Source organism: Pseudomonas sp. CFBP13509 (assembly GCF_005233485.1).
Taxonomy (GTDB): domain Bacteria; phylum Pseudomonadota; class Gammaproteobacteria; order Pseudomonadales; family Pseudomonadaceae; genus Aquipseudomonas; species Aquipseudomonas marginalis.
Map to the genome: position 1 here is coordinate 25,519 of NZ_QGAA01000011.1, position 18,187 is coordinate 43,705.

Annotated in this window: 18 protein-coding genes and 1 pseudogene; 11 read left to right on the top strand and 8 right to left on the bottom strand. The window is 62.0% G+C overall.

Features of this window, described 5'->3' with window-relative positions; all coding sequences use genetic code 11:
- Positions 1–3: 3 nt before the first annotated feature.
- From PspCFBP13509_RS18945 to PspCFBP13509_RS18970, 6 genes are all read right to left on the bottom strand, one after another.
- Positions 4–1,005 carry a dihydroxyacetone kinase subunit DhaK gene (locus PspCFBP13509_RS18945; protein ID WP_065948190.1) on the bottom strand — a complete coding sequence of 334 codons (1,002 nt, stop codon included), beginning with the start codon at positions 1,003–1,005 and terminating at the stop codon, positions 4–6.
- Between the two features lie 143 nt (positions 1,006–1,148).
- Entirely contained in the window at positions 1,149–2,264 is a 1,116-nt protein-coding gene (locus PspCFBP13509_RS18950) for an MDR/zinc-dependent alcohol dehydrogenase-like family protein (protein ID WP_065948191.1), read from the bottom strand.
- A 27-nt stretch (positions 2,265–2,291) separates the two neighbouring features.
- Positions 2,292–3,047, bottom strand: a complete 756-nt coding sequence (locus tag PspCFBP13509_RS18955; RefSeq protein ID WP_065927170.1) for an SDR family oxidoreductase — start codon at positions 3,045–3,047, stop codon at positions 2,292–2,294.
- 87 nt (positions 3,048–3,134) lie between these two features.
- Positions 3,135–4,142 (bottom strand): substrate-binding domain-containing protein, encoded by a 1,008-nt coding sequence (locus PspCFBP13509_RS18960; protein ID WP_074847011.1) that lies wholly within the window; start codon positions 4,140–4,142, stop codon positions 3,135–3,137.
- 36 nt (positions 4,143–4,178) lie between these two features.
- Positions 4,179–5,156, bottom strand: a complete 978-nt coding sequence (locus PspCFBP13509_RS18965; RefSeq protein ID WP_027608638.1) for an ABC transporter permease — start codon at positions 5,154–5,156, stop codon at positions 4,179–4,181.
- Positions 5,153–6,640, bottom strand: a complete 1,488-nt coding sequence (locus PspCFBP13509_RS18970) for a sugar ABC transporter ATP-binding protein (RefSeq protein ID WP_074847010.1) — start codon at positions 6,638–6,640, stop codon at positions 5,153–5,155. Before PspCFBP13509_RS18970 ends, PspCFBP13509_RS18965 begins: the two co-directional genes overlap by 4 nt.
- A gap of 282 nt (positions 6,641–6,922) precedes the next feature.
- Between PspCFBP13509_RS18970 and rpiB the strand changes: the two genes are divergently transcribed.
- The 3 genes from rpiB (at position 6,923) to PspCFBP13509_RS18985 (ending at position 10,541) form a co-directional block, all read left to right on the top strand.
- Entirely contained in the window at positions 6,923–7,384 is a 462-nt protein-coding gene (gene rpiB, locus PspCFBP13509_RS18975; protein WP_016969738.1) for a ribose 5-phosphate isomerase B, read from the top strand.
- Positions 7,385–7,447: 63 nt separating this feature from the next.
- Positions 7,448–8,428, top strand: a complete 981-nt coding sequence (locus PspCFBP13509_RS18980; RefSeq protein WP_027608636.1) for a sugar-binding transcriptional regulator — start codon at positions 7,448–7,450, stop codon at positions 8,426–8,428.
- Between the two features lie 544 nt (positions 8,429–8,972).
- Complete coding sequence (locus PspCFBP13509_RS18985) at positions 8,973–10,541, top strand: TerC family protein (protein WP_027608635.1); 1,569 nt, start codon at positions 8,973–8,975, stop codon at positions 10,539–10,541.
- Positions 10,542–10,560: 19 nt separating this feature from the next.
- Here PspCFBP13509_RS18985 and PspCFBP13509_RS31975 read toward each other — a convergent pair.
- Together PspCFBP13509_RS31975 and PspCFBP13509_RS18995 are read right to left on the bottom strand one after the other, a co-directional pair.
- Positions 10,561–10,851, bottom strand: a pseudogene (locus PspCFBP13509_RS31975) (thioredoxin family protein); the annotation flags it as partial.
- A 75-nt stretch (positions 10,852–10,926) separates the two neighbouring features.
- Positions 10,927–11,175, bottom strand: coding sequence for a hypothetical protein (locus PspCFBP13509_RS18995; RefSeq protein WP_065927168.1), 249 nt, complete (start codon positions 11,173–11,175; stop codon positions 10,927–10,929).
- Positions 11,176–11,507: 332 nt separating this feature from the next.
- Here PspCFBP13509_RS18995 and PspCFBP13509_RS19000 point away from each other — a divergent pair, with 332 nt between their 5' ends.
- From PspCFBP13509_RS19000 to PspCFBP13509_RS19035, 8 genes are all read left to right on the top strand, one after another.
- A complete protein-coding gene (locus PspCFBP13509_RS19000; RefSeq protein ID WP_137212504.1) occupies positions 11,508–12,356 on the top strand; it encodes a transporter substrate-binding domain-containing protein in 849 nt (282 codons plus the stop codon).
- A gap of 52 nt (positions 12,357–12,408) precedes the next feature.
- On the top strand, positions 12,409–13,071 hold the full coding sequence (locus tag PspCFBP13509_RS19005) for an amino acid ABC transporter permease (protein ID WP_027608632.1): 663 nt from the start codon (positions 12,409–12,411) through the stop codon (positions 13,069–13,071).
- An 11-nt stretch (positions 13,072–13,082) separates the two neighbouring features.
- Positions 13,083–13,745 carry an amino acid ABC transporter permease gene (locus PspCFBP13509_RS19010; protein WP_065927167.1) on the top strand — a complete coding sequence of 221 codons (663 nt, stop codon included), beginning with the start codon at positions 13,083–13,085 and terminating at the stop codon, positions 13,743–13,745.
- Positions 13,742–14,524 (top strand): amino acid ABC transporter ATP-binding protein, encoded by a 783-nt coding sequence (locus tag PspCFBP13509_RS19015; protein WP_065927166.1) that lies wholly within the window; start codon positions 13,742–13,744, stop codon positions 14,522–14,524. Before PspCFBP13509_RS19010 ends, PspCFBP13509_RS19015 begins: the two co-directional genes overlap by 4 nt.
- Before the next feature lie 16 nt (positions 14,525–14,540).
- A complete protein-coding gene (locus PspCFBP13509_RS19020) occupies positions 14,541–14,930 on the top strand; it encodes a RidA family protein (RefSeq protein ID WP_012723821.1) in 390 nt (129 codons plus the stop codon).
- Positions 14,931–15,264: 334 nt separating this feature from the next.
- Positions 15,265–16,029 (top strand): IclR family transcriptional regulator, encoded by a 765-nt coding sequence (locus PspCFBP13509_RS19025; RefSeq protein ID WP_065927191.1) that lies wholly within the window; start codon positions 15,265–15,267, stop codon positions 16,027–16,029.
- 9 nt (positions 16,030–16,038) lie between these two features.
- A complete protein-coding gene (locus PspCFBP13509_RS19030; protein ID WP_065927165.1) occupies positions 16,039–17,247 on the top strand; it encodes an amino acid deaminase in 1,209 nt (402 codons plus the stop codon).
- Between the two features lie 10 nt (positions 17,248–17,257).
- The gene (locus PspCFBP13509_RS19035; RefSeq protein WP_065927164.1) at positions 17,258–18,169 is read left to right on the top strand and encodes a sugar kinase; all 912 of its coding nucleotides are present in this window, start codon (positions 17,258–17,260) and stop codon (positions 18,167–18,169) included.
- Positions 18,170–18,187 lie beyond the last annotated feature (18 nt).

An 18,187-nucleotide genomic window follows, 5' to 3' on the forward strand; every position in this document is an offset into this window, starting at 1 on the left:
GGTTCAGTCCGCCTGGGTCATGCCGATGGAGCGGCAGGGTTGGTCGATCAGGGTTTTCAGCTCGGCGTCGAGGCCGAGCAGGGTCAGGGTCACGCCCATCATTTCCAGGGAGGTGAAGTAGTTGCCGACGTAGCAGCGGTGAATCTTCAAGCCCTTGGCCTTGAGTTGGCGTTCGACCTCGGCATAGAAAATATACAGCTCCATCACCGGCGTGGCGCCAAGACCGGAGACCAGCACCACCACGCTGTCATCCTGGCTGAAGTCGCGGTCGGCGAGGATCGGCGCGAGCATGCGCTCGGCCATGGCGGCGGCGGATTCGATCGGGATGACCTCAATGCCCGGTTCGCCGTGATGGCCGATGCCCAGTTCCATCTGGCCGTCGGGGATCTGGAAGTTGGGCTTGCCCACGGCGGCAATGGTGCAGGGCGTGAGGCCGATGCCAATCGAGCGGCACTGGTCGACAGTTTTCTGCGCGACGCGAATCACGCCGTCGAGGTCGTAGTGCTGGGCGGCTGCGGCACCGCCGATCTTCCACATGAAGATTTCCCCGGCCACGCCTCGACGTTTGGCGATCTCGGCCTTGGGCGCGGAGGCCACGTCGTCGTTGGCGACCACGGTGCGGATGCGCATGTCTTTGCTGGCGGCCATTTTCATCGCCAGCTTCACGTTCATATTGTCGCCGGCATAGTTGCCGTACAGGCAGGCCACGCCGGCGCCATGGTCGGCAGCGCGGAAGGCGTCGAAAAAGCTCTTGGCGGTGGGCGAGGAGAAAATCTCGCCGACGGCCACCGCGTCGACCAGGCCGGGGCCGACATAGCCGAGAAAGGCCGGCTCATGGCCGGAGCCGCCCCCCGTGACAATGCCGACACGCCCTGGCCCGGAAGGCCTGGCCTTGACGATCACCCGTGGGTTGCTTTCGTACTGGCGCAGTTCGGGGTGCGCGACCAGGATGCCGCGCAGCATGTCCTCGACCACTTGGTCCGGATCGTTGATGACTCGATTCATAACGCGGGTTCCTGTGTTCTTTTTGTAGGAGCGAGCTTGCTCGCGAAAAGCGTGAAGACACCGCGTTTATCCAGAAGCCCCGCGTTATCGTTGTCGACCTTCGCGAGCAAGCTCGGCTCCTGCAGTAAAGCGGTTGTGTGTTCCTAGGGTTCGAGTACAACCTTGAGCGACTTGTCGCCACGTTCCATCACCGCAAACGCTTCCTTGAAGTCCGCCAGGGCGAACTTGTGGGTGACTACATCGCGCATATCGATCTTGCGGTTGCCGATAAAGTCGATGGCCCGCGGGTACATGTACGGCCCCAGGTGCGAGCCGAGGATGTCCAGTTCCTTGCGGTCGCCGATGATCGACCAGTCCACCGTGGCCTCGTCGTTGAATACGCTGAACTCCACGAAGCGCCCCAGCTTGCGCAGCATCGCCAGGCCCTGGTTCACCGCCTTGTGGTGCCCGGTGGCCTCGATATAGATGTCGCAGCCATAGCCGTCGGTGATCGCGCGGATGTTGGCCAGTACGTCCACTTCGGCCGGGTTCCACACTTCGTCGGCGCCCATGCGCAGGGCGAGGGCGGCGCGTTCGGGTTTCATGTCGAGCACGATGAGTTTTTTCGGGTTGCGCAAACGCACGGCGCCGATGATGCCCAGGCCCAGGGTGCCGGCGCCGGCGACCACCACAATGTCGTCATGGTCGACGTTGGCGCGTTCCGCCGCATGCAGTGAGCAGGCCAGGGGTTCGATCAGGATCGCTTCGTCGGGGGCGATGGATTCCGGCACTTTGTGAATGATGCCTTCCTTGGTGAAGATCATGTACTGGGCCATGGCACCCTGCACATTGTTCTGGAAACCATAGAGGTCGTGTTTCTGGCACATCCAGTACTGGCCGTGGTTGCAGAAGCGACAGCCCCAGCACGGCACGATCTGCTCCGAAATCACCCGGTCACCGACCTTCACGCCGCGCTTTTCCGCGCCCGGGCCCAGGGCCACCACGCGACACACGAACTCATGGCCGGGGATCATCGGCGGCTTGACGTAGCGCGGTTGCTCGGCATCGCCCCAGAACGACGGCGCGCCGCGATAGGTCTTGATGTCGCCCATGCAAATGCCGCACAACTCGACCTTGGTGAGGATCTCATCGGGGCCGGGCGTGGGTACGTCGACGGTTTCCAGGCGATAGTCTTCCGGGCCGTGGCAAACCACGGCCTGCATGGTTTTCGGGATGGCCGGCGAGAGTTGTTCGGGTGTGCGTTCGGTGACAGTGGACATGACAAAACCTCACGACAGATAAATGAATTACTGAATGCTGTAGCCGCCGTCGATCACCAGGTTGGCGCCGGTGATCATCTGCGCGGCATCGCTGAGCAGGTACAGCGCCAGCCCGGCGATTTCCTCCGGCTGCGCAAAGCGGCCCGCCGGGATCTGCAATTTGGCCCGTTCGCCGACTTCACCGGCCCAGGCCTTCTTGCCCAGCGCGGTCTCGACGATGGTGGGGGAAATGGCGTTGACATTGATGTGCGGCGCCCATTCCATGGCCAATACCTTGGTCATGCCGACGATGGCCGCCTTGCTGGCGCAGTAGGCGACGTGGCGGTCGAGGCCGATCACCGCGGCCTGGGACGCGAGGTTGACGATGCGCCCGCTGCCCTGGGCGAGCATGTGCCGGGCGCAGGCCTGGGCCACGAAAAAGCTGGCCTTGAGGTTGATGTCCAAGGTGGTGTCCCAGGCGCTTTCGCTGACATCGACGGCCTTGTCCAGCAGGGCCACGCCGGCGCTGTTGATCAGGTAATCCAGGCGTTGGAAGTGTGCGAAGACCTGGTCGATGGTGTGTTGCACCTGGTTGATCTGGCTGAGGTCGACGGCAATGCCCAGATGCCCGGCACCCAGGCCCGCTGCCACTTCAACCACCGCCGGGTCGCGGTCGAGCAAAGCCACGCGGGCGCCGCGCTCCACCAGCAGGCTGGCACAGGCCAGGCCGATACCGGCGGCGCCGCCGGTGATCACCGCGCAACGGCCGTTGAGGTCGAAGGCTTGGTTCCAGAATCCAGACATGCATGACTCCTCTTTCAATAACGATCGAGATCCAATGTGGGAGGGGGCAAGCTCTCTCCCACACTTGACTGTATTTCAAGCCAATGACTACTTACCGCCACTGACTTGTTTGTACAGCGCATCGGCGTTGGCGTTAGTCACGGGCACCCACGGCAGGATGTAGGTCTTGGCCGTGCCATCGCCCCATTTCAGGTCCTTGGCATAGCGCTCCCAGATCACCGACTGCGGCTTGTAGTCCTTGCCGGCGAGTGCGCGCAACGCCACGTCCAGTGCGCCCTGGGACTGGGCCTGGGCGTCCTGGAGGAAGGTGGTGACTTCGTCTTTCTTCGCCGCCTGGATCGCGTCCGGCATGCCGTCGATGGACGTGACGGGCACATCCTTGGAGGTCAGGCCGTGGGATTTGAGGGCCTGCACGGCGCCGAGGGCCATGTCGTCGTTCTGCGCGATCACGCCGTTGATGCCTTTGGGGTGGGCGTTCAACCAGTCTTCGGTCAGCGCCAGGGCCTGGGCGCGGTCCCAGTTGGCGGTCTTCTTCTCGATGATCTTGATGCCAGGGTGCTTGCCCAGCACTTCCAGCTCGCCTTTTTCGCGGTCGATCTGCGCCGACTGGCCAATCGGGCCCTGGATGATCACTACGTTGCCCTTGCCGTTGAGCTTGTCGACCATGGCCTGGGCCTGCAGGCGGCCGCCTTCCACATCATCGTTACCGACGTAGGGCACCGAGGCGTCGGCGACCTTGGTGTTGGAGGCGATAACCACCACGTCGTTGCTCATGGCTTGCTTGACGGTGCCGACGCCGGCCTTGGTGTCGATCGGCACGAACAGGATCGCGTCGTAGCGCTGGGTCACCATGTTTTCGATCTGATTGTTCTGGGTCAGGGCGTCGTAGTTGCCGTCGAACACCGTCAACTGCACGGTGCCGTCCTTGACCGCCGGGTGCTCCTTGAGCTCGCGGACCCAGTTCTGCATGAACTGGCCCTTGAGGCCATAGACGGCCGCGCCGACCTTGTAGGTCTTGCCATCGGCGGCCATTGCGATACTGCCGGCGAGCAGGGAGAGAGCCGCCGCGGCGGCCAGGGTGGTACCAAGTTTCATGGGGGGAACTCCGGTTATTGTTGTAGTGGTCGTTCTCTAGCGTTTTTTCTTGCGCCACACGTCGATCAGTACTGCAAACACGATGATCAGGCCCTTGGCGACCTGCTGGTAATAGGAGGACACGCCGAGCAGGTTCAGGCCGTTGTTGATCACGCCGATCAACAACGCGCCGAACAGCGTGCCGACAATGCTGCCGGTGCCGCCCGACAGGCTGGTGCCGCCGATGACCACGGCGGCAATCGCGTCCAGCTCATAGGACACCCCGGCCTGGGGCAGGGCGGAGGTGGTGCGTGCCGACAACACCACGCCCGCCAACCCGGCGAGCAGGCCGGACACCACGTACACCGAAAACATCACCTTGCGCACGCCGATCCCGGAAGTGCGCGCGCTTTTTTCATTGCCGCCCACCGCGTACACATAGCGGCCGTAGGTGGTGTAGCGCAGCACCATCCAGAAGATCAGCGCGACCACGGCGAAGATGATGATCGGCACGCCAATCGGGCCGATCTTGCCGATGCCCAGGGCCAGGTAGGCGTCGGGCAGGTCGGTGATCGGGCTGCCGTCGTTGAGGATGAAGGTCATGCCGCGGGCAATGCTGAGCATGCCGAGGGTGGCCACGAATGGCGGGATCGACAGGTTGGCGACCATAAAGCCGTTGACCACGCCGAGCATCGCCCCGGCAAACATCCCCGCACTCACTGCCGCCAGCAGCCCGTAGCCCTGGGTCGCGACCATGGCGCTGCACAATCCGGCAAAGGCCAGGATCGAGCCGACGGAAAGGTCGATGCCCTTGGTCAGGATCACGTAGGTCATGCCCACCGCGAGGATGCCGTTGATGGAGGTCTGGCGCAGGATGTCCATCCAGTTGCGCCAGGTCATGAAGTACTCGCTGGAAAACGCCATCACCACGCACAGCAGGATAAACACCAGCGGCAGGCCGAAACGGTCGAGGGACAGGCGCAGGCGGTTGCGTGGCGCTGTGGTGATGGGGGCGGCAATGGTTTTGGCATTCATGAGGCAAGACTCAACAGGGCTTCCTGGGAAAGGGCGGTGTCGGTGCTGATGGTCACCAGGCGGCCGCCCTTGAAGACGGCGATGCGGTCACTCAGGTGCAACAGTTCCGGAGCTTCCGACGACACCACGATGGCGGCGCCACCAGCGCGCACGAATTGGTCCAGCAGGTGGTAGATCTCCTGCTTGGCGCCCTCATCGATACCCCGTGTCGGCTCATCGCACAGCAGGCACACCGGTTCGGTCGACAGGCATTTGGCGAGCACCACTTTCTGTTGGTTGCCGCCGCTCATGGACGCCACCGGCAGTTCCAGTGAGGTGGTTTTGATCTGCAGGCGCTTGACCATGTCCTGGGCCAGTTGGGTTTCCTTGCGCGCATTGATCAGCGACCAGCTCGACAGGCGCTTGTAGGCCGACAGCGCAATGTTGGAAAGAATGCTGCCGGTAAGCACCAGGCCGCTGTCCTTGCGGTCTTCGGTGACCAGCGACATGCCGGCATTGATGGTCGCCTTGGGCAGGCCCACGGGCATGGGCTTGCCTTGCAGGGTGACGCTGCCGGAGTCCGCCACGGTCAGGCCATAGATGCAGTTGAGGAATTCACTGCGCCCCGAGCCCATCAGGCCGTAGATGCCGAGGATTTCACCCTGGCGCAGTTGCAGGCTGATGTCGTGGAACTCACCGGCGCGGCTGAGGTTGTCGACTTGCAGGCAGGTGTCGGCGGCGCATTCGCGGCCGACCTTGTGGTCGATGCGGGTCAGTTCCTGGCCAACGATGCCGCGCACCAGGTGGTCGCGGTCGATATCGGCCATGCGTCCGCTTTCCACAAAGGCGCCGTCGCGGAAGATGCTGTAGTCATCGGCGATCTGCGCCAGTTCGCTCAAGCGGTGCGATACATAGACGATGCCGGCGCCCCGCGCGGTGAGGCGGCGAATCGCCTTGAACAGGGTTTCGGCTTCGCGCTCGCCAATGGCCGAGGTGGGCTCGTCCATGATCATCACCTGGCAGTCATGGCTGAACGCCTTGGCGATTTCCACCAGTTGGATCTGCGCCACGCTCAGTCGGTGCATGGGGCTGCTGGCGTCGACATCGAATTCAAGGCTTTCCAGCAGCTCGCGGGTGCGGCGGTTCAAGGCCTTGTTGTCGACGATGCAGCCGGCGCGGCGCGGTTCGCGGCCCAGCCAGATGTTTTCGGCGACGGTCATGTAGGGGATCGGTTCCAGTTCCTGGGTGATCATCGCGATCCCCGCCGCGAGGGCTTCGCTGGGGCGATTGAACTGTACGGCGGTGCCGTTGAGCAGAATGCTGCCGGCATCACGCGGGGTGATGCCCATCAGGATGCTCAGGAAAGTCGACTTGCCTGCGCCATTGCCGCCGCACAGGGCGTGGACGCTGCCGGCCCGCAGAGAGAGGCGCCCGTCACGCAGGGCAGGGATCCCGGCGTAAGCCTTGGCGACGTGTTCAGCCTGGAGCAGTAATGGCGTGGCCATCGGCGTGTCCTCGTGCTGTGAATTCTTATTAGGTCGCACAGTCATGTTTCGCTGTGATCATATGTGTATCAAATGAAATTCTGATCAGTCAATCTCTTTCATGTAAATGCTGCGATTCTGATCTTTTTCGCCAATTACCCTTTTTTAGAGCGCTTTGACTGGCAAGTCAGTTAAATCCTGCTTGACAGGAGAGGGTTACGCCTGCGAAATGAATGAGAGAAATTTCATTGAGTGATCAGTTGATCAGTCATAAGCACCCTCACGGCAGCGGAGCCAGACACCATGAACACACCTTTCCCGGTGGCTATCGGATGCGATGAAGCGGGTTTTGAGCTCAAGGAGCTGTTAAAGCGCCATATCGAGGCGCTGGGCTATCCGGTGACCGACTTCGGCACCCATTCCACCGCGCCGGTGTTGTACCCTGACATCGCCCTGGCCGTGGCCACCGCCATCAACGCCGGGCAGCAGCGCCTGGGCGTGCTGGTGTGCGGCACGGGGATCGGCATGGCGATCTCGGCCAACAAGGTGCTCGGGATTCGTGCGGCCCAGGCCCATGACACGTACTCGGCAGAGCGGGCGCGCAAGAGCAACGATGCGCAGATCCTCTCTATCGGCGCGCGGGTGATCGGCGCCGAACTGGCGAAAAGCATCGTCAAGTCGTTCCTGGAGTCGGAGTTCGAGGCGGCACGTTCCGGGGCCAAGGTCGAGCGCATCAATGCGATCGAGCGCGATGGGCATCAATAGTGGACGTAGCAGGGCAAGAGTCGGGAGAATGCGCCTTTGACGCCGAAACGGAAGCCCGTCCCCATGAGTGACAGTACCCAGCGCATGGCCAGCGATATTGATCAGATGACTGAAGTGGCGATGCTCTATTACCTCGAGAACGTCACTCAGGAAGCCATCGCCAAGCGCTTCGACCTGTCCCGGGCCAAAGTCAGCCGATTGCTCAAGCGCGCGCGGGATGAAGGCATTGTCGAGGTGCGCGTCTTGCAGCATCCGGCGATGAACAACGAGCTGGAACAGGCCTTGGTGGCGCGCTTCAAGCTGGATCGCGCGTTGATCGCGGTGGACCACAGCGACCCCGATACCCAGCGCTCGGCGGTCGCCAGCCTGGTGGCCAACTACCTGAACAAGACCTTGAGTGACGGCATGATCGTCGCCGTGGGCATGGGCCGCAACGTCGGCGCCGTGGCCGATAACGTGTTCCTGCCGGTGACGCGCAACTGCACATTTGTCTGCGCCATTGGCGGTTCGCTCAAGGCCGGCGAATACATGAACCCCGATCACATCTGCCGGCGCCTGGCCCTGCGCTTTGGCGGCGAGAGTGAAAGCCTGTACGCCCCGGCCCTGGTGGCCAACCCGGAGTTGCGCGGGGTGTTGATCAACAACGACACGGTGCGCTCGACCCTCGACCGTGCGCGGCGGGCTGACATGGCGCTGATCGGCATCGGCGACATGAGCGAAAACAGCAATATGGTGCGCATGGGCTGGTTCTCGCCCCAGGAGATCGCCCAGGCACGCTTGTCCGGCACCGTGGGCGACATGATGGGCTATGACTTCATCGACATCCATGGCCAGCCGGCGGTCAACGCGATCCAGGGGCGAGTGATCGGGTTGACGGTGCAGGAGTTGTTTCGCATCCCGGACGTGGTGGCGATTGCCAGCGAGAACACCAAGGCGGCGGCAACGCTGGGGGCGTTGCGTTCGGGGGTGATCAATACGTTGGCGACGACGGTGACGAATGCCCACACCATCCTGGCGCTGGACGATGCAACCCGTAAAACCTGACACGCCCTCGTCGGGGCATGGGTATCTACACAACGTTGGCTCAACGCCGGACGCCCGGCAGACAGGGCTGTTGTGGTGAGCGGGCTTGTCGAATCGTCGCACCGCCCGCGCCGGGCTGCGAAGCAGCCCCAGTAAAGAAGTACGCGGTGTATCAGGCACTCTGTAGAGGCTGGTTTTGGGGCTGCTTCGCAGCCCAGCGCGGGGCAAGCCCGCTCACCACAGAGATTTGGCAGGATCTGAAAATACTCATGCTCGTCGGGGGCAAGCCGTCTCCCACATGATTTTGTGTGGGGTTCGAAGACAGGTTTTGTAATAGTTTTGCGTTGCAGGAAATTTGTATTTCGCCTGTAGGATTCAAGTCCTTTTGTTATTTCAGGACCTGCATGAACATCCTCTCGGAGCCTCCCAGTCGTCTTTCCCCAAGACATCCGCCGCCGCTGTTCCCGCTGAAACACCCCGTATCCCGACTGCCAGCCGTGTCCCGGTCCACTGACCGCGCCTTGCCGTGCCCGGCATTCTGAAACCTGTAGAGAGACTTGTATAAATGGAATGGTTAGCGGATCCAACGGCCTGGCTCGGCCTGTTGACCTTGATTGTGCTGGAACTGGTGCTGGGCATCGACAACCTGGTGTTTATTGCGATCCTGGCGGATAAGCTGCCGCCGGAGCAGCGCGACCGAGCGCGCTTGATCGGTTTGTCCCTGGCGTTGCTGATGCGCCTGGGCTTGCTGGCGAGTATTTCCTGGTTGGTAACCCTGACCCAGCCGCTGTTCGAGGTGTTCGACAAGAGCTTCTCCGGCCGTGACCTGATCATGCTGTTCGGCGGTGTGTTCCTGTTGTTCAAGGCCACCATGGAACTGCATGAACGCCTGGAAGGCCATGTGGCCCAGCGCACCGGCAACGTGGCATACGCGATGTTCTGGCCGATTGTGGCGCAGATCGTGGTGCTCGACGCGGTGTTCTCCCTGGATGCGGTGATCACGGCCGTGGGCATGGTGGATGAGCTGGCGGTGATGATGATCGCCGTGATCATTTCCATCGGCCTGATGATCGTCGCGAGCAAGCCGCTTACACGCTTCGTCAACGCCCACCCGACGGTGATCATGCTGTGCCTGGGCTTCCTGATGATGATCGGTTTTGCCCTGACCGCTGAAGGCCTGGGTTTCCATATTCCCAAGGGCTACCTGTACGCGGCGATTGGTTTCTCGATCCTGATCGAGGTGTTCAACCAGATTGCCCGCGCGCGTCGCAAGAAGTCGGCCCAGGGCGTGTTGCCGGTGCGTGAGCGCACGGCCCATGCGGTGATGCGCTTGCTCGGCGGTCGCAGCCTGGCGGTGGAGGAGGTGGGGGAAGAGGTGGCTGACCTGTTGGGCGAGACGGATGCCGCCCAGGGGCCGCTGTTCGACCGACGCGAGCGGGTGATGATCAGCGGTGTGCTGCAACTGGCCGAGAGGCCGATTCGCAGCTTGATGACGCCGCGGGCCAACGTCGACTTTATCGACCTGGCGGACGACCCCGACACGATTCGCCTGAAGCTGATGCATTCGTCCTATTCGCGCCTGCCGTTGATCCGCAATGGCGCGGTGGATGAACCGTTGGGCTTTGTGCATAAGAAGGAATTGCTCAAGGAGTACCTGGCCGGCAACGAGCCGAACCTGGAGCACCTCGCACGCCGGGCGATCAACCTGCTGGAGAGCTTTTCGATCCTCAACGCCCTGGAACAGATGCGCCAGGAATCCACCCATATCGCCTTCGTGATCAACGAATTCGGTGACTTCATGGGCGTATTGAGCATGACCGACATTCTTGAATCCATTGCCGGTGAGTTGCCGGACGCCAGTGAGATCGAAGGGCCGGATATTGTCGAGGAGGGCGCGGGCTTCCGTGCCAATGGCGCCCTCAACCTCACCCAGATTCGTCAGCGTACCGGCTTCAAGGCCGTCGCGACCGAGGACTACCAGACCCTGGCCGGCCTGGTGATGAGCCTGCTCGACCGCCTGCCTGTGGTGGGCGATAGCCTGGAGCATGAGGGCTGGCGCCTGACGGTGGCGGCGGTAGAGGAGCGGCGGGTGACGCAGGTGTTATTGCAGCCTTGCGGCGTGCATAACGCCTGAAGGTGTCCTCCACAAACTGCGCTTGCTGCTCCTCGGGTCCGAAACCCTTGAATGTTTCCATCAAGGTGCCGTTCTGGAAGACCAGCAGCGTCGGGGTGCCTGTAACCTGCGGGTGCCTCGGCGTTTTCGCGCAATCGAGCACCAGGCTCACTACTGATCGGTACTGGGCGGCAATCTGCTCAAACAGCGGCCCGGCTACCCCGCAGGCCGGGCAGTGAGCTGAGATGAACAGCATGAACACCGGGCGCGAACTGCTCAGCACGCGCCGGTAGTCGTCGGTAGTGGCAATGGTTGCAGTGGCAATCCCCATGATGATCTCCCTTTGGACCGTGCAGGTTTTTTACCAACGCTAGGCCCGGGGACCGTCACCGTCTACTGTCAACCTTCACAGGTCTGCCTCACGCTCCACCCGTTCCCGGGCCTTGCGCGCCTGGTTTGCGCACTTGCGGTATTCCTCATTGTCCCGGGAGGCCTTGGCCCGGCGGTAGTCGTGGTGGTTCTGGCTGGTGTAGTTGGTGTCGAAGGCTTCCTTGAGCCTGCGCAGTTCTTCCTTGCAGTCGCGGCGGTCGTTGCTGGCCGACGCGTTGCCGGCTGCCAGCAAGGTGAGCATCACCAGGGTAAGGCATGACTTCATCAGGGCAGGGTCCTTGTCGGCAGGGATGTGCCAAGGCTAGTCCAGCGTGGAGATTTTTCCACGCTGCGCGCGCACTGCAACGGTGCGCGGTAACGCTGTCGCAGTGCGTCCAAAGGGACCTGTCACCGCCATATGGGGCCCTGGGTAGCAAAGTGATTGCAGATGCTGGCGTAGCGCCTTGTCTCCCCGAAATATTTATCTAACTGATTTAAAAAGCCTTTATTGCAGGCATGTTTTTCTTTGAGGGCGTGTGGCACACTTTCTGCTGTCTATTCCGTTGTTACATACTATGTTCCGGTATAGCGGAATACACAACTCCTGGAGTGCTTGTCATGCATCACCGACCTTCCGTGTTCAAAGCGTGTGTTTTTCTCTTCGCCGCATCGGCTTCCCTCGCAGGCATCGTGCAGGCGGCGGACAGCAAGCTCGATGATGTGCTCAAGCGTGGGCACCTGATCGTGGGTACAGGCAGTACCAATGCGCCGTGGCACTTCCAGGGAGCGGATGGCAAGTTGCAGGGGTTTGATATCGACATCGGCCGTATTGTGGCCAAGGGCTTGTTCAACGACCCGAGCAAGGTCGAGTTTGTGGTGCAGTCGTCCGACGCACGCATTCCCAACCTGCTGACCGACAAGGTCGACATGAGCTGCCAGTTCATCACCGTCACCGCCAGCCGTGCCCAGCAAGTGGCGTTCACGCTGCCGTACTACCGCGAAGGCGTGGGCCTGCTGCTGCCGAACAACAGCAAGTACAAGGAAATCGAAGACCTGCAGGCGGCCGGCGATGGCGTCACCGTGGCGGTGCTGCAGAACGTGTATGCCGAAGAACTGGTGCACCAGGCGCTGCCCAAGGCCAAGGTCGACCAATACGACAGCGTCGACCTGATGTACCAGGCGGTGAACTCCGGTCGCGCCGATGCCGCCGCCACCGACCAGTCCTCGGTCAAGTACCTGATGGTGCAGAACCCTGGCCGCTACCGCAGCCCGGCCTATGCCTGGAGCCCGCAGACCTACGCGTGTGCGGTCAAGCGTGGCGACCAGGACTGGCTGAGCTTCGTCAACACCGCGTTGCATGAAGCCATGACCGGTGTGGAATTCCCCACCTACAAGGCGTCGTTCAAGCAGTGGTTCGGTGTGGACCTGCCGGAACCTGCCATCGGCTTCCCCGTCGAGTTCAAGTGATTCGTGAAAACCGGGGCGCCGCCAACGGCGCCCCCATCAGGTACTGCTGACCATGAACTATCAGTTGAACTTTGCCGCCGTGTGGCGCGATTTCGACACCTTGCTGGCGGGGCTCGGCCTGGGCCTGCAACTGGCATTGCTGTCGATCGCCATCGGCTGCGTGATCGGCCTGTTGATGGCGTTTGCCATGCTGTCCAGACATCGTGCGTTGCGAATCCTGGCCTCGGTGTATGTGACGGTGATCCGCAATACGCCGATCCTGGTGCTGATCCTGTTGATCTACTTCGCCTTGCCTAGCCTGGGTATCCGCCTGGACAAGATCCCCTCGTTCATCATCACCCTGTCGCTGTACGCCGGTGCCTACCTGACCGAAGTGTTCCGCGCCGGGCTGTTGAATATTCCCAAGGGCTTGCGTGAAGCCGGACTGGCCATCGGCCTCGGCGAATGGCGGATCCGCGCCTATATCACCGTGCCAGTGATGCTGCGCAACGTACTGCCCGCGCTGTCGAACAACTTCATTTCGCTGTTCAAGGACACTTCCCTGGCCGCCGCCATCGCAGTGCCCGAGCTGACCTATTACGCCCGCAAGATCAACGTCGAAAGCTACCGGGTGATTGAAACCTGGCTGGTCACGACCGCGCTCTACGTGGCGGCCTGTTACCTCATTGCCATGCTGCTCCGTTACCTGGAACAGCGTCTGGCGATCCGTCGTTAAGGAGGGTGTCCATGTACGAGTCCCCCAGCTGGCTGCATGAGTTGTGGATCGCCCGGGATACGCTCTGGGCGGGGTTTCAGGCCAGTGTCGCGGTGTCGGCACTGGCGATTGTCTTTGGCACGCTGATCGGTATCGTCGCCGGGTTGATCCTGACCTACGGCAAATTCTGGATGCGCGCACCGTTTCGCCTGTATGTCGACCTGATCCGTGGCACACCGGTGTTTGTGCTGGTGTTGGCGTGTTTCTACATGCTGCCGGCGCTCGGCTGGAAAATCACCGCGTTCCAGGCCGGCGCCGTCGGGCTCACGCTGTTTTGCGGCTCCCACGTGTCGGAAATCGTGCGCGGTGCACTGCAAGCCATTCCCCGTGGGCAGTTGGAAGCAGGCAAGGCGATTGGCCTGACATTCCGGCAGTCCCTGGCCTACGTGCTGCTGCCCCAGGCGTTGCGACAGATCCTGCCGACCTGGGTCAACTCCTCGACGGAAATCGTCAAGGCCTCGACCTTGCTCTCGGTGATCGGCGTGGCTGAATTGCTGCTGAGTACCCAGCAGGTGATCGCACGTACCTTCATGACCCTGGAGTTCTACCTGTTCGCCGGGTTTCTGTTCTTTGTCATCAACTACGCCATCGAGTTATTCGGGCGCTACATTGAAAAACGGGTGGCCTTGCCATGAACCAACCTCAAATAACCGAGCCGCTGCTGGACATCCGCGGCCTGCGTAAACAATACGGCGAGGTCGAAGTGCTCAAGGGCGTCGACCTGTCCATGGCGCGCGGCAACGTGGTGACGTTGATCGGCTCCAGCGGCTCGGGCAAGACCACCTTGCTGCGTTGCGTCAACCTGCTGGAAGAGTTCCAGGGTGGGCAGATCACCCTGGATGGCGAGTCCATTGGCTACAGCGATATCGGCGGCAAGCGCGTGCGTCACCCCGAACGCGTGATCGCCCAGCACCGGGCGATGACCGGCATGGCGTTCCAGCAGTTCAACCTGTTTCCCCATCTGAGCGCGTTGCAGAACGTCACCCTCGGCCTGTTGAAAGTTAAGAAAATGCCTAAGGACGAGGCGGTGGCACTCGCGGAAAAATGGTTGGACCGTGTAGGACTTCTGCAGCGCCGCGATCACTTCCCCGGCCAGCTGTCCGGCGGCCAGCAACAGCGTGTGGCGATAGCCCGTGCCATTGCCATGAACCCGAGCCTGATGCTCTTCGACGAAGTCACTTCGGCCCTCGACCCGGAATTGGTGGGCGAGGTGCTCAGTGTGATCAAGGGCCTGGCGGAAGAGGGCATGACCATGTTGCTGGTCACCCACGAGATGCGCTTTGCCTATGAAGTCTCGGACAAGATCGTCTTCATGAACCAGGGCCGGATTGAAGAGCAGGGCTCGTCGAAGGACATCTTCGAGCGGCCGCAATCGCCGCGCCTGGCGGAATTTCTCAAGAACATTCGTTTTTAATCAGGAGCATCGTTTTATGAGCATCACTCGTTACGGAGCCGGCAGTACGGCCGGCGGTGGCCAGCCGCGTCCCTTCGCCCGCGCGGTGGAAGCGGACGGTTGGTTGTACGTCTCGGGCCAAGTGCCTGCGGTGGACGGCGAAATCATCACCGGCGGGATCATCGAGCAAACCCGGCAGACCCTGCGCAATGTGGTGGCAATCCTCGAAGAAGCCGGCTACGAGTTGAAAGACGTGGTGCGGGTCGGCGTGTGGCTGGAAGACCCGCGGGACTTCTGGAGTTTCAACAAGGTCTTCGGCGAATACTTCACCCCGGAACACGCCCCGGCGCGGGCCTGTGTGCAGGCCAACATGATGGTGGACTGCAAGGTCGAGATTGATTGCGTGGCCTACAAGAAAAAGGGCTAAATTGCCCTCACTCTTAAGCCCACCAGAGATCAAATGTGGGAGGGGGCTTGAACCCGATAGCGGTGTATCAGTAACAGAGGTGTTGATTGACACGCCGCCATCGGGGGCAAGCCCTAATGCCAGTCAGTTAAGGCTTTTTGTAGGAGCGAGCTTGCTCGCGAAAAACTCACAGGCGCCGCGTTCATTCAGGAAGCACGCGTTATCGTTGACGTTTTTCGCGAGCAAGCTCGCTCCTACAGGAGGCGATGTACGCTTAACTGACTGGCATTAGGGCAAGCCCCCTCCCACAGTGGACCTGCGCCAGCCCTACCATTTCGACCGGACCGAAATTGCCATGACCGAAGACACCATCAAACGCCGCGCCAAAGGCCTGGACCGTGCATTCGATATCCTCGATTTTCTCAAGGAAATCGGCCAGCCCCTGCGCCCGAATGATATTGCCAGCGGCATCGGCAGCCCCAAATCCACGGTCTACGAATTGGTCGCCTCCTTGTTGGAGCGGCGCATCCTCGAAACCGTGGGCAAGGACGGTCACGTCTACCTCGGCCGTCAGTTGTACTTCCTCGGCCAGGCGCATCTACGCCATTTCGACCTGACCCGCGAGGCCGACCACGCCTTGCAGGAGATCGTCAGCCAAACCCACGAAACCGCGCAGATGTGCCTGCTCAACGGGCGCAAATACACGGTGGCGCTGATGCGCGAAGGCGAGCGGCATTTCCGCATTTCCTCGGACATCGGTGAAGACGCGCCGATCCCATGGACCGCCTCCGGGCGCCTGTTGCTGGGGCACTTGAGCGACCAGCAGATCATCGACCTGATCGACCACGACGACTTTATCCTGCCGGACGGCCAGCGCCTGCCGCTGGAGACCTTTCTCGCGCAAATCCGCCAGGCCACCCTCGACGGGTTCTTTTCCTTCGACAGCGTGGCCGACACCTTTACCCACTGCTTTGCCGCCCCGGTCCGGGACGCGCAGGGCATCAGCATTGCGACGCTGTGCATCGTCGCCCCTCGGGCCGATGCGAGCAAAAACTACAACGACTATCGCCGGGTGTTGATCGACAGCGCCAACAACCTGGCTCGTCGCATCAACGAATAGGAGTTTTCCATGTCAGCCATCAATGCCGTTGAAAAGGGCGCCGCCGCCGTCGGTGCCCACCTGGTCCGCGACGTCGGCCTGCCCGCCCTGGTGCTGCACCGCGATGCCCTGGAGCACAACATTCGCTGGATGCAGGATTTCGTCAGCAACAGCGGCGCGGAACTGGCGCCCCACGGCAAGACCAGCATGATGCCGGCGTTGTTCCAGCGCCAGCTTGCTGCGGGCGCCTGGGGCATCACCCTGGCCAACGCGGTGCAGACCCGCGCCGCCTATGCCGGTGGCGTGCGCCGGGTGCTGATGGCCAACCAGTTGGTGGGCGCACCGAACATGGCGTTGATCGCCGACCTGCTGGCCGACAAGGATTTCGACTTCCACTGCATGGTCGACCACCCGGACAACGTCGCCGACCTGGGCCTGTTCTTCGCTGCCCGTGGCCTGCGCCTCAACGTGATGATCGAATACGGCGTGGTCGGTGGCCGTTGCGGTTGCCGCAGCGAGCAGGAAGTGCGCGACCTGGCCAAGGCGATCAAGGCCCAACCAGCCCTGGCCCTCACCGGTATCGAAGGCTACGAAGGTGTGATCCACGGCGAGCACGCCATCAGTGGCATCCGCGACTTCGCCGCGAGCCTGGTGCGCCTGGCCGTGGACCTGCAAGACAACGGGGCCTTCGACCTGCCCAAGCCTATTATCACGGCGTCGGGGTCGGCCTGGTACGACCTGATCGCCGAGTCCTTCGAAACCCAAAACGCAGCTGGTCGTTTCCTCAGCGTGCTGCGCCCCGGCAGCTATGTGGCCCACGACCATGGCATCTACAAAGAGGCGCAGTGCTGCGTGCTCGACCGCCGCGGCGACCTCCAGGAAGGCCTGCGCCCGGCCCTGGAAGTCTGGGCCCATGTGCAATCGTTGCCTGAGCCGGGGTTTGCGGTGATCGCCCTGGGCAAGCGCGACGTGGCCTACGACGCCGGTTTGCCGGTGCCGCTCAAACGCTATCGCGCCGGGATCCTGCCGGCGGAAGGCGATGATGTGAGCGCCTGCACCGTCACCGCCGTGATGGACCAGCACGCCTTCATGACCGTCGCGGCAGGTGTCGAGCTGCGCATCGGCGACATCATTTCCTTCGGCACCTCGCACCCTTGCCTGACCTTCGACAAGTGGCAGGTCGGCTGCCTGGTGGATGAGCAGTTGCGGGTGATCGAGTCCCTGGAAACCCGTTTCTGAGTGTAAAGCCATGACCACCACCCATCCCAGCATCGCCCTGATCGGCGAATGCATGATCGAATTGCAACACCGCGCCGATGGCAGCCTGCAACAGAGCTTCGGCGGCGATACCCTGAATGCGGCGGTGTACCTGCGCCGTGAGCTGGGGGATATCGGCACGGTAGACTATGTCACCGCCTTGGGCGATGACAGCTTCAGCGACGCCATGTGTGCGCACTGGGCCGAAGAAGGCCTGGGGCTGGAGCGGGTCCAGCGCCTGCCCGGACGTTTGCCCGGCTTGTACTGCATCCAGACCGATGCCAACGGCGAGCGCAAATTCCTCTACTGGCGCAACGAAGCGGCCGTGCGCGACTGCTTTACCACGCCGGCGGCTGCGCCGATCCTGGCGGCATTGCCGGACTACAACGTGGTGTATTTCAGCGGCATTACCCTGGCGGTGCTGGGTGAAGTCGGGCGCCAGCGCTTGCTCGAAGTGCTGATCGAAACCCGCCGACGTGGCGGCGCAGTGGTGTTTGACAACAACTACCGGCCACGGCTCTGGGCCACGGTGGACGTTGCCCGCGAGGCTTATCGCAGCGTACTGGCCGAGGTGGATATCGCCTTGCTGACCGAGGATGACGAACGCGCGTTGTTTGGTTATGCCGACAGCGAACAGGTATTCGCGGCGTACCCGGCGATTGCGGAAGTGGTGCTCAAGCGCGGTGCGGATGCGTGTTTGATCCGTTGCGACGGCGAGCGCCTTGCCGTGCCGGCGCTGAAGGTGGAGAAGGTGGTGGACACCACGGCGGCGGGGGATTCGTTCAGTGCGGCGTACCTGGCCAGTCGGCTCAAGGGTGGTTCGCCCCAGGAGGCTGCTTTGGCCGGGCATCGATTGGCGAGCCGGGTTATCCAGGTGCCGGGGGCGCTGATCCCCAGGGAGTAGGTGAATGGCCGCCTGCGG

What these genes read in the sequence shown, in the direction of transcription:
- PspCFBP13509_RS18945 (WP_065948190.1), bottom strand. Translation starts at nt 1,005, where the DNA reads ATGAATCGAGTCATCAACGATCCGGACCAAGTGGTCGAGGACATGCTG.
- PspCFBP13509_RS18950 (WP_065948191.1), bottom strand. Translation starts at nt 2,264, where the DNA reads ATGTCCACTGTCACCGAACGCACACCCGAACAACTCTCGCCGGCCATC.
- PspCFBP13509_RS18955 (WP_065927170.1), bottom strand. Translation starts at nt 3,047, where the DNA reads ATGTCTGGATTCTGGAACCAAGCCTTCGACCTCAACGGCCGTTGCGCG.
- PspCFBP13509_RS18960 (WP_074847011.1), bottom strand. Translation starts at nt 4,142, where the DNA reads ATGAAACTTGGTACCACCCTGGCCGCCGCGGCGGCTCTCTCCCTGCTC.
- PspCFBP13509_RS18965 (WP_027608638.1), bottom strand. Translation starts at nt 5,156, where the DNA reads ATGAATGCCAAAACCATTGCCGCCCCCATCACCACAGCGCCACGCAAC.
- PspCFBP13509_RS18970 (WP_074847010.1), bottom strand. Translation starts at nt 6,640, where the DNA reads ATGGCCACGCCATTACTGCTCCAGGCTGAACACGTCGCCAAGGCTTAC.
- rpiB (WP_016969738.1), top strand. Translation starts at nt 6,923, where the DNA reads ATGAACACACCTTTCCCGGTGGCTATCGGATGCGATGAAGCGGGTTTT.
- PspCFBP13509_RS18980 (WP_027608636.1), top strand. Translation starts at nt 7,448, where the DNA reads ATGAGTGACAGTACCCAGCGCATGGCCAGCGATATTGATCAGATGACT.
- PspCFBP13509_RS18985 (WP_027608635.1), top strand. Translation starts at nt 8,973, where the DNA reads ATGGAATGGTTAGCGGATCCAACGGCCTGGCTCGGCCTGTTGACCTTG.
- PspCFBP13509_RS18995 (WP_065927168.1), bottom strand. Translation starts at nt 11,175, where the DNA reads ATGAAGTCATGCCTTACCCTGGTGATGCTCACCTTGCTGGCAGCCGGC.
- PspCFBP13509_RS19000 (WP_137212504.1), top strand. Translation starts at nt 11,508, where the DNA reads ATGCATCACCGACCTTCCGTGTTCAAAGCGTGTGTTTTTCTCTTCGCC.
- PspCFBP13509_RS19005 (WP_027608632.1), top strand. Translation starts at nt 12,409, where the DNA reads ATGAACTATCAGTTGAACTTTGCCGCCGTGTGGCGCGATTTCGACACC.
- PspCFBP13509_RS19010 (WP_065927167.1), top strand. Translation starts at nt 13,083, where the DNA reads ATGTACGAGTCCCCCAGCTGGCTGCATGAGTTGTGGATCGCCCGGGAT.
- PspCFBP13509_RS19015 (WP_065927166.1), top strand. Translation starts at nt 13,742, where the DNA reads ATGAACCAACCTCAAATAACCGAGCCGCTGCTGGACATCCGCGGCCTG.
- PspCFBP13509_RS19020 (WP_012723821.1), top strand. Translation starts at nt 14,541, where the DNA reads ATGAGCATCACTCGTTACGGAGCCGGCAGTACGGCCGGCGGTGGCCAG.
- PspCFBP13509_RS19025 (WP_065927191.1), top strand. Translation starts at nt 15,265, where the DNA reads ATGACCGAAGACACCATCAAACGCCGCGCCAAAGGCCTGGACCGTGCA.
- PspCFBP13509_RS19030 (WP_065927165.1), top strand. Translation starts at nt 16,039, where the DNA reads ATGTCAGCCATCAATGCCGTTGAAAAGGGCGCCGCCGCCGTCGGTGCC.
- PspCFBP13509_RS19035 (WP_065927164.1), top strand. Translation starts at nt 17,258, where the DNA reads ATGACCACCACCCATCCCAGCATCGCCCTGATCGGCGAATGCATGATC.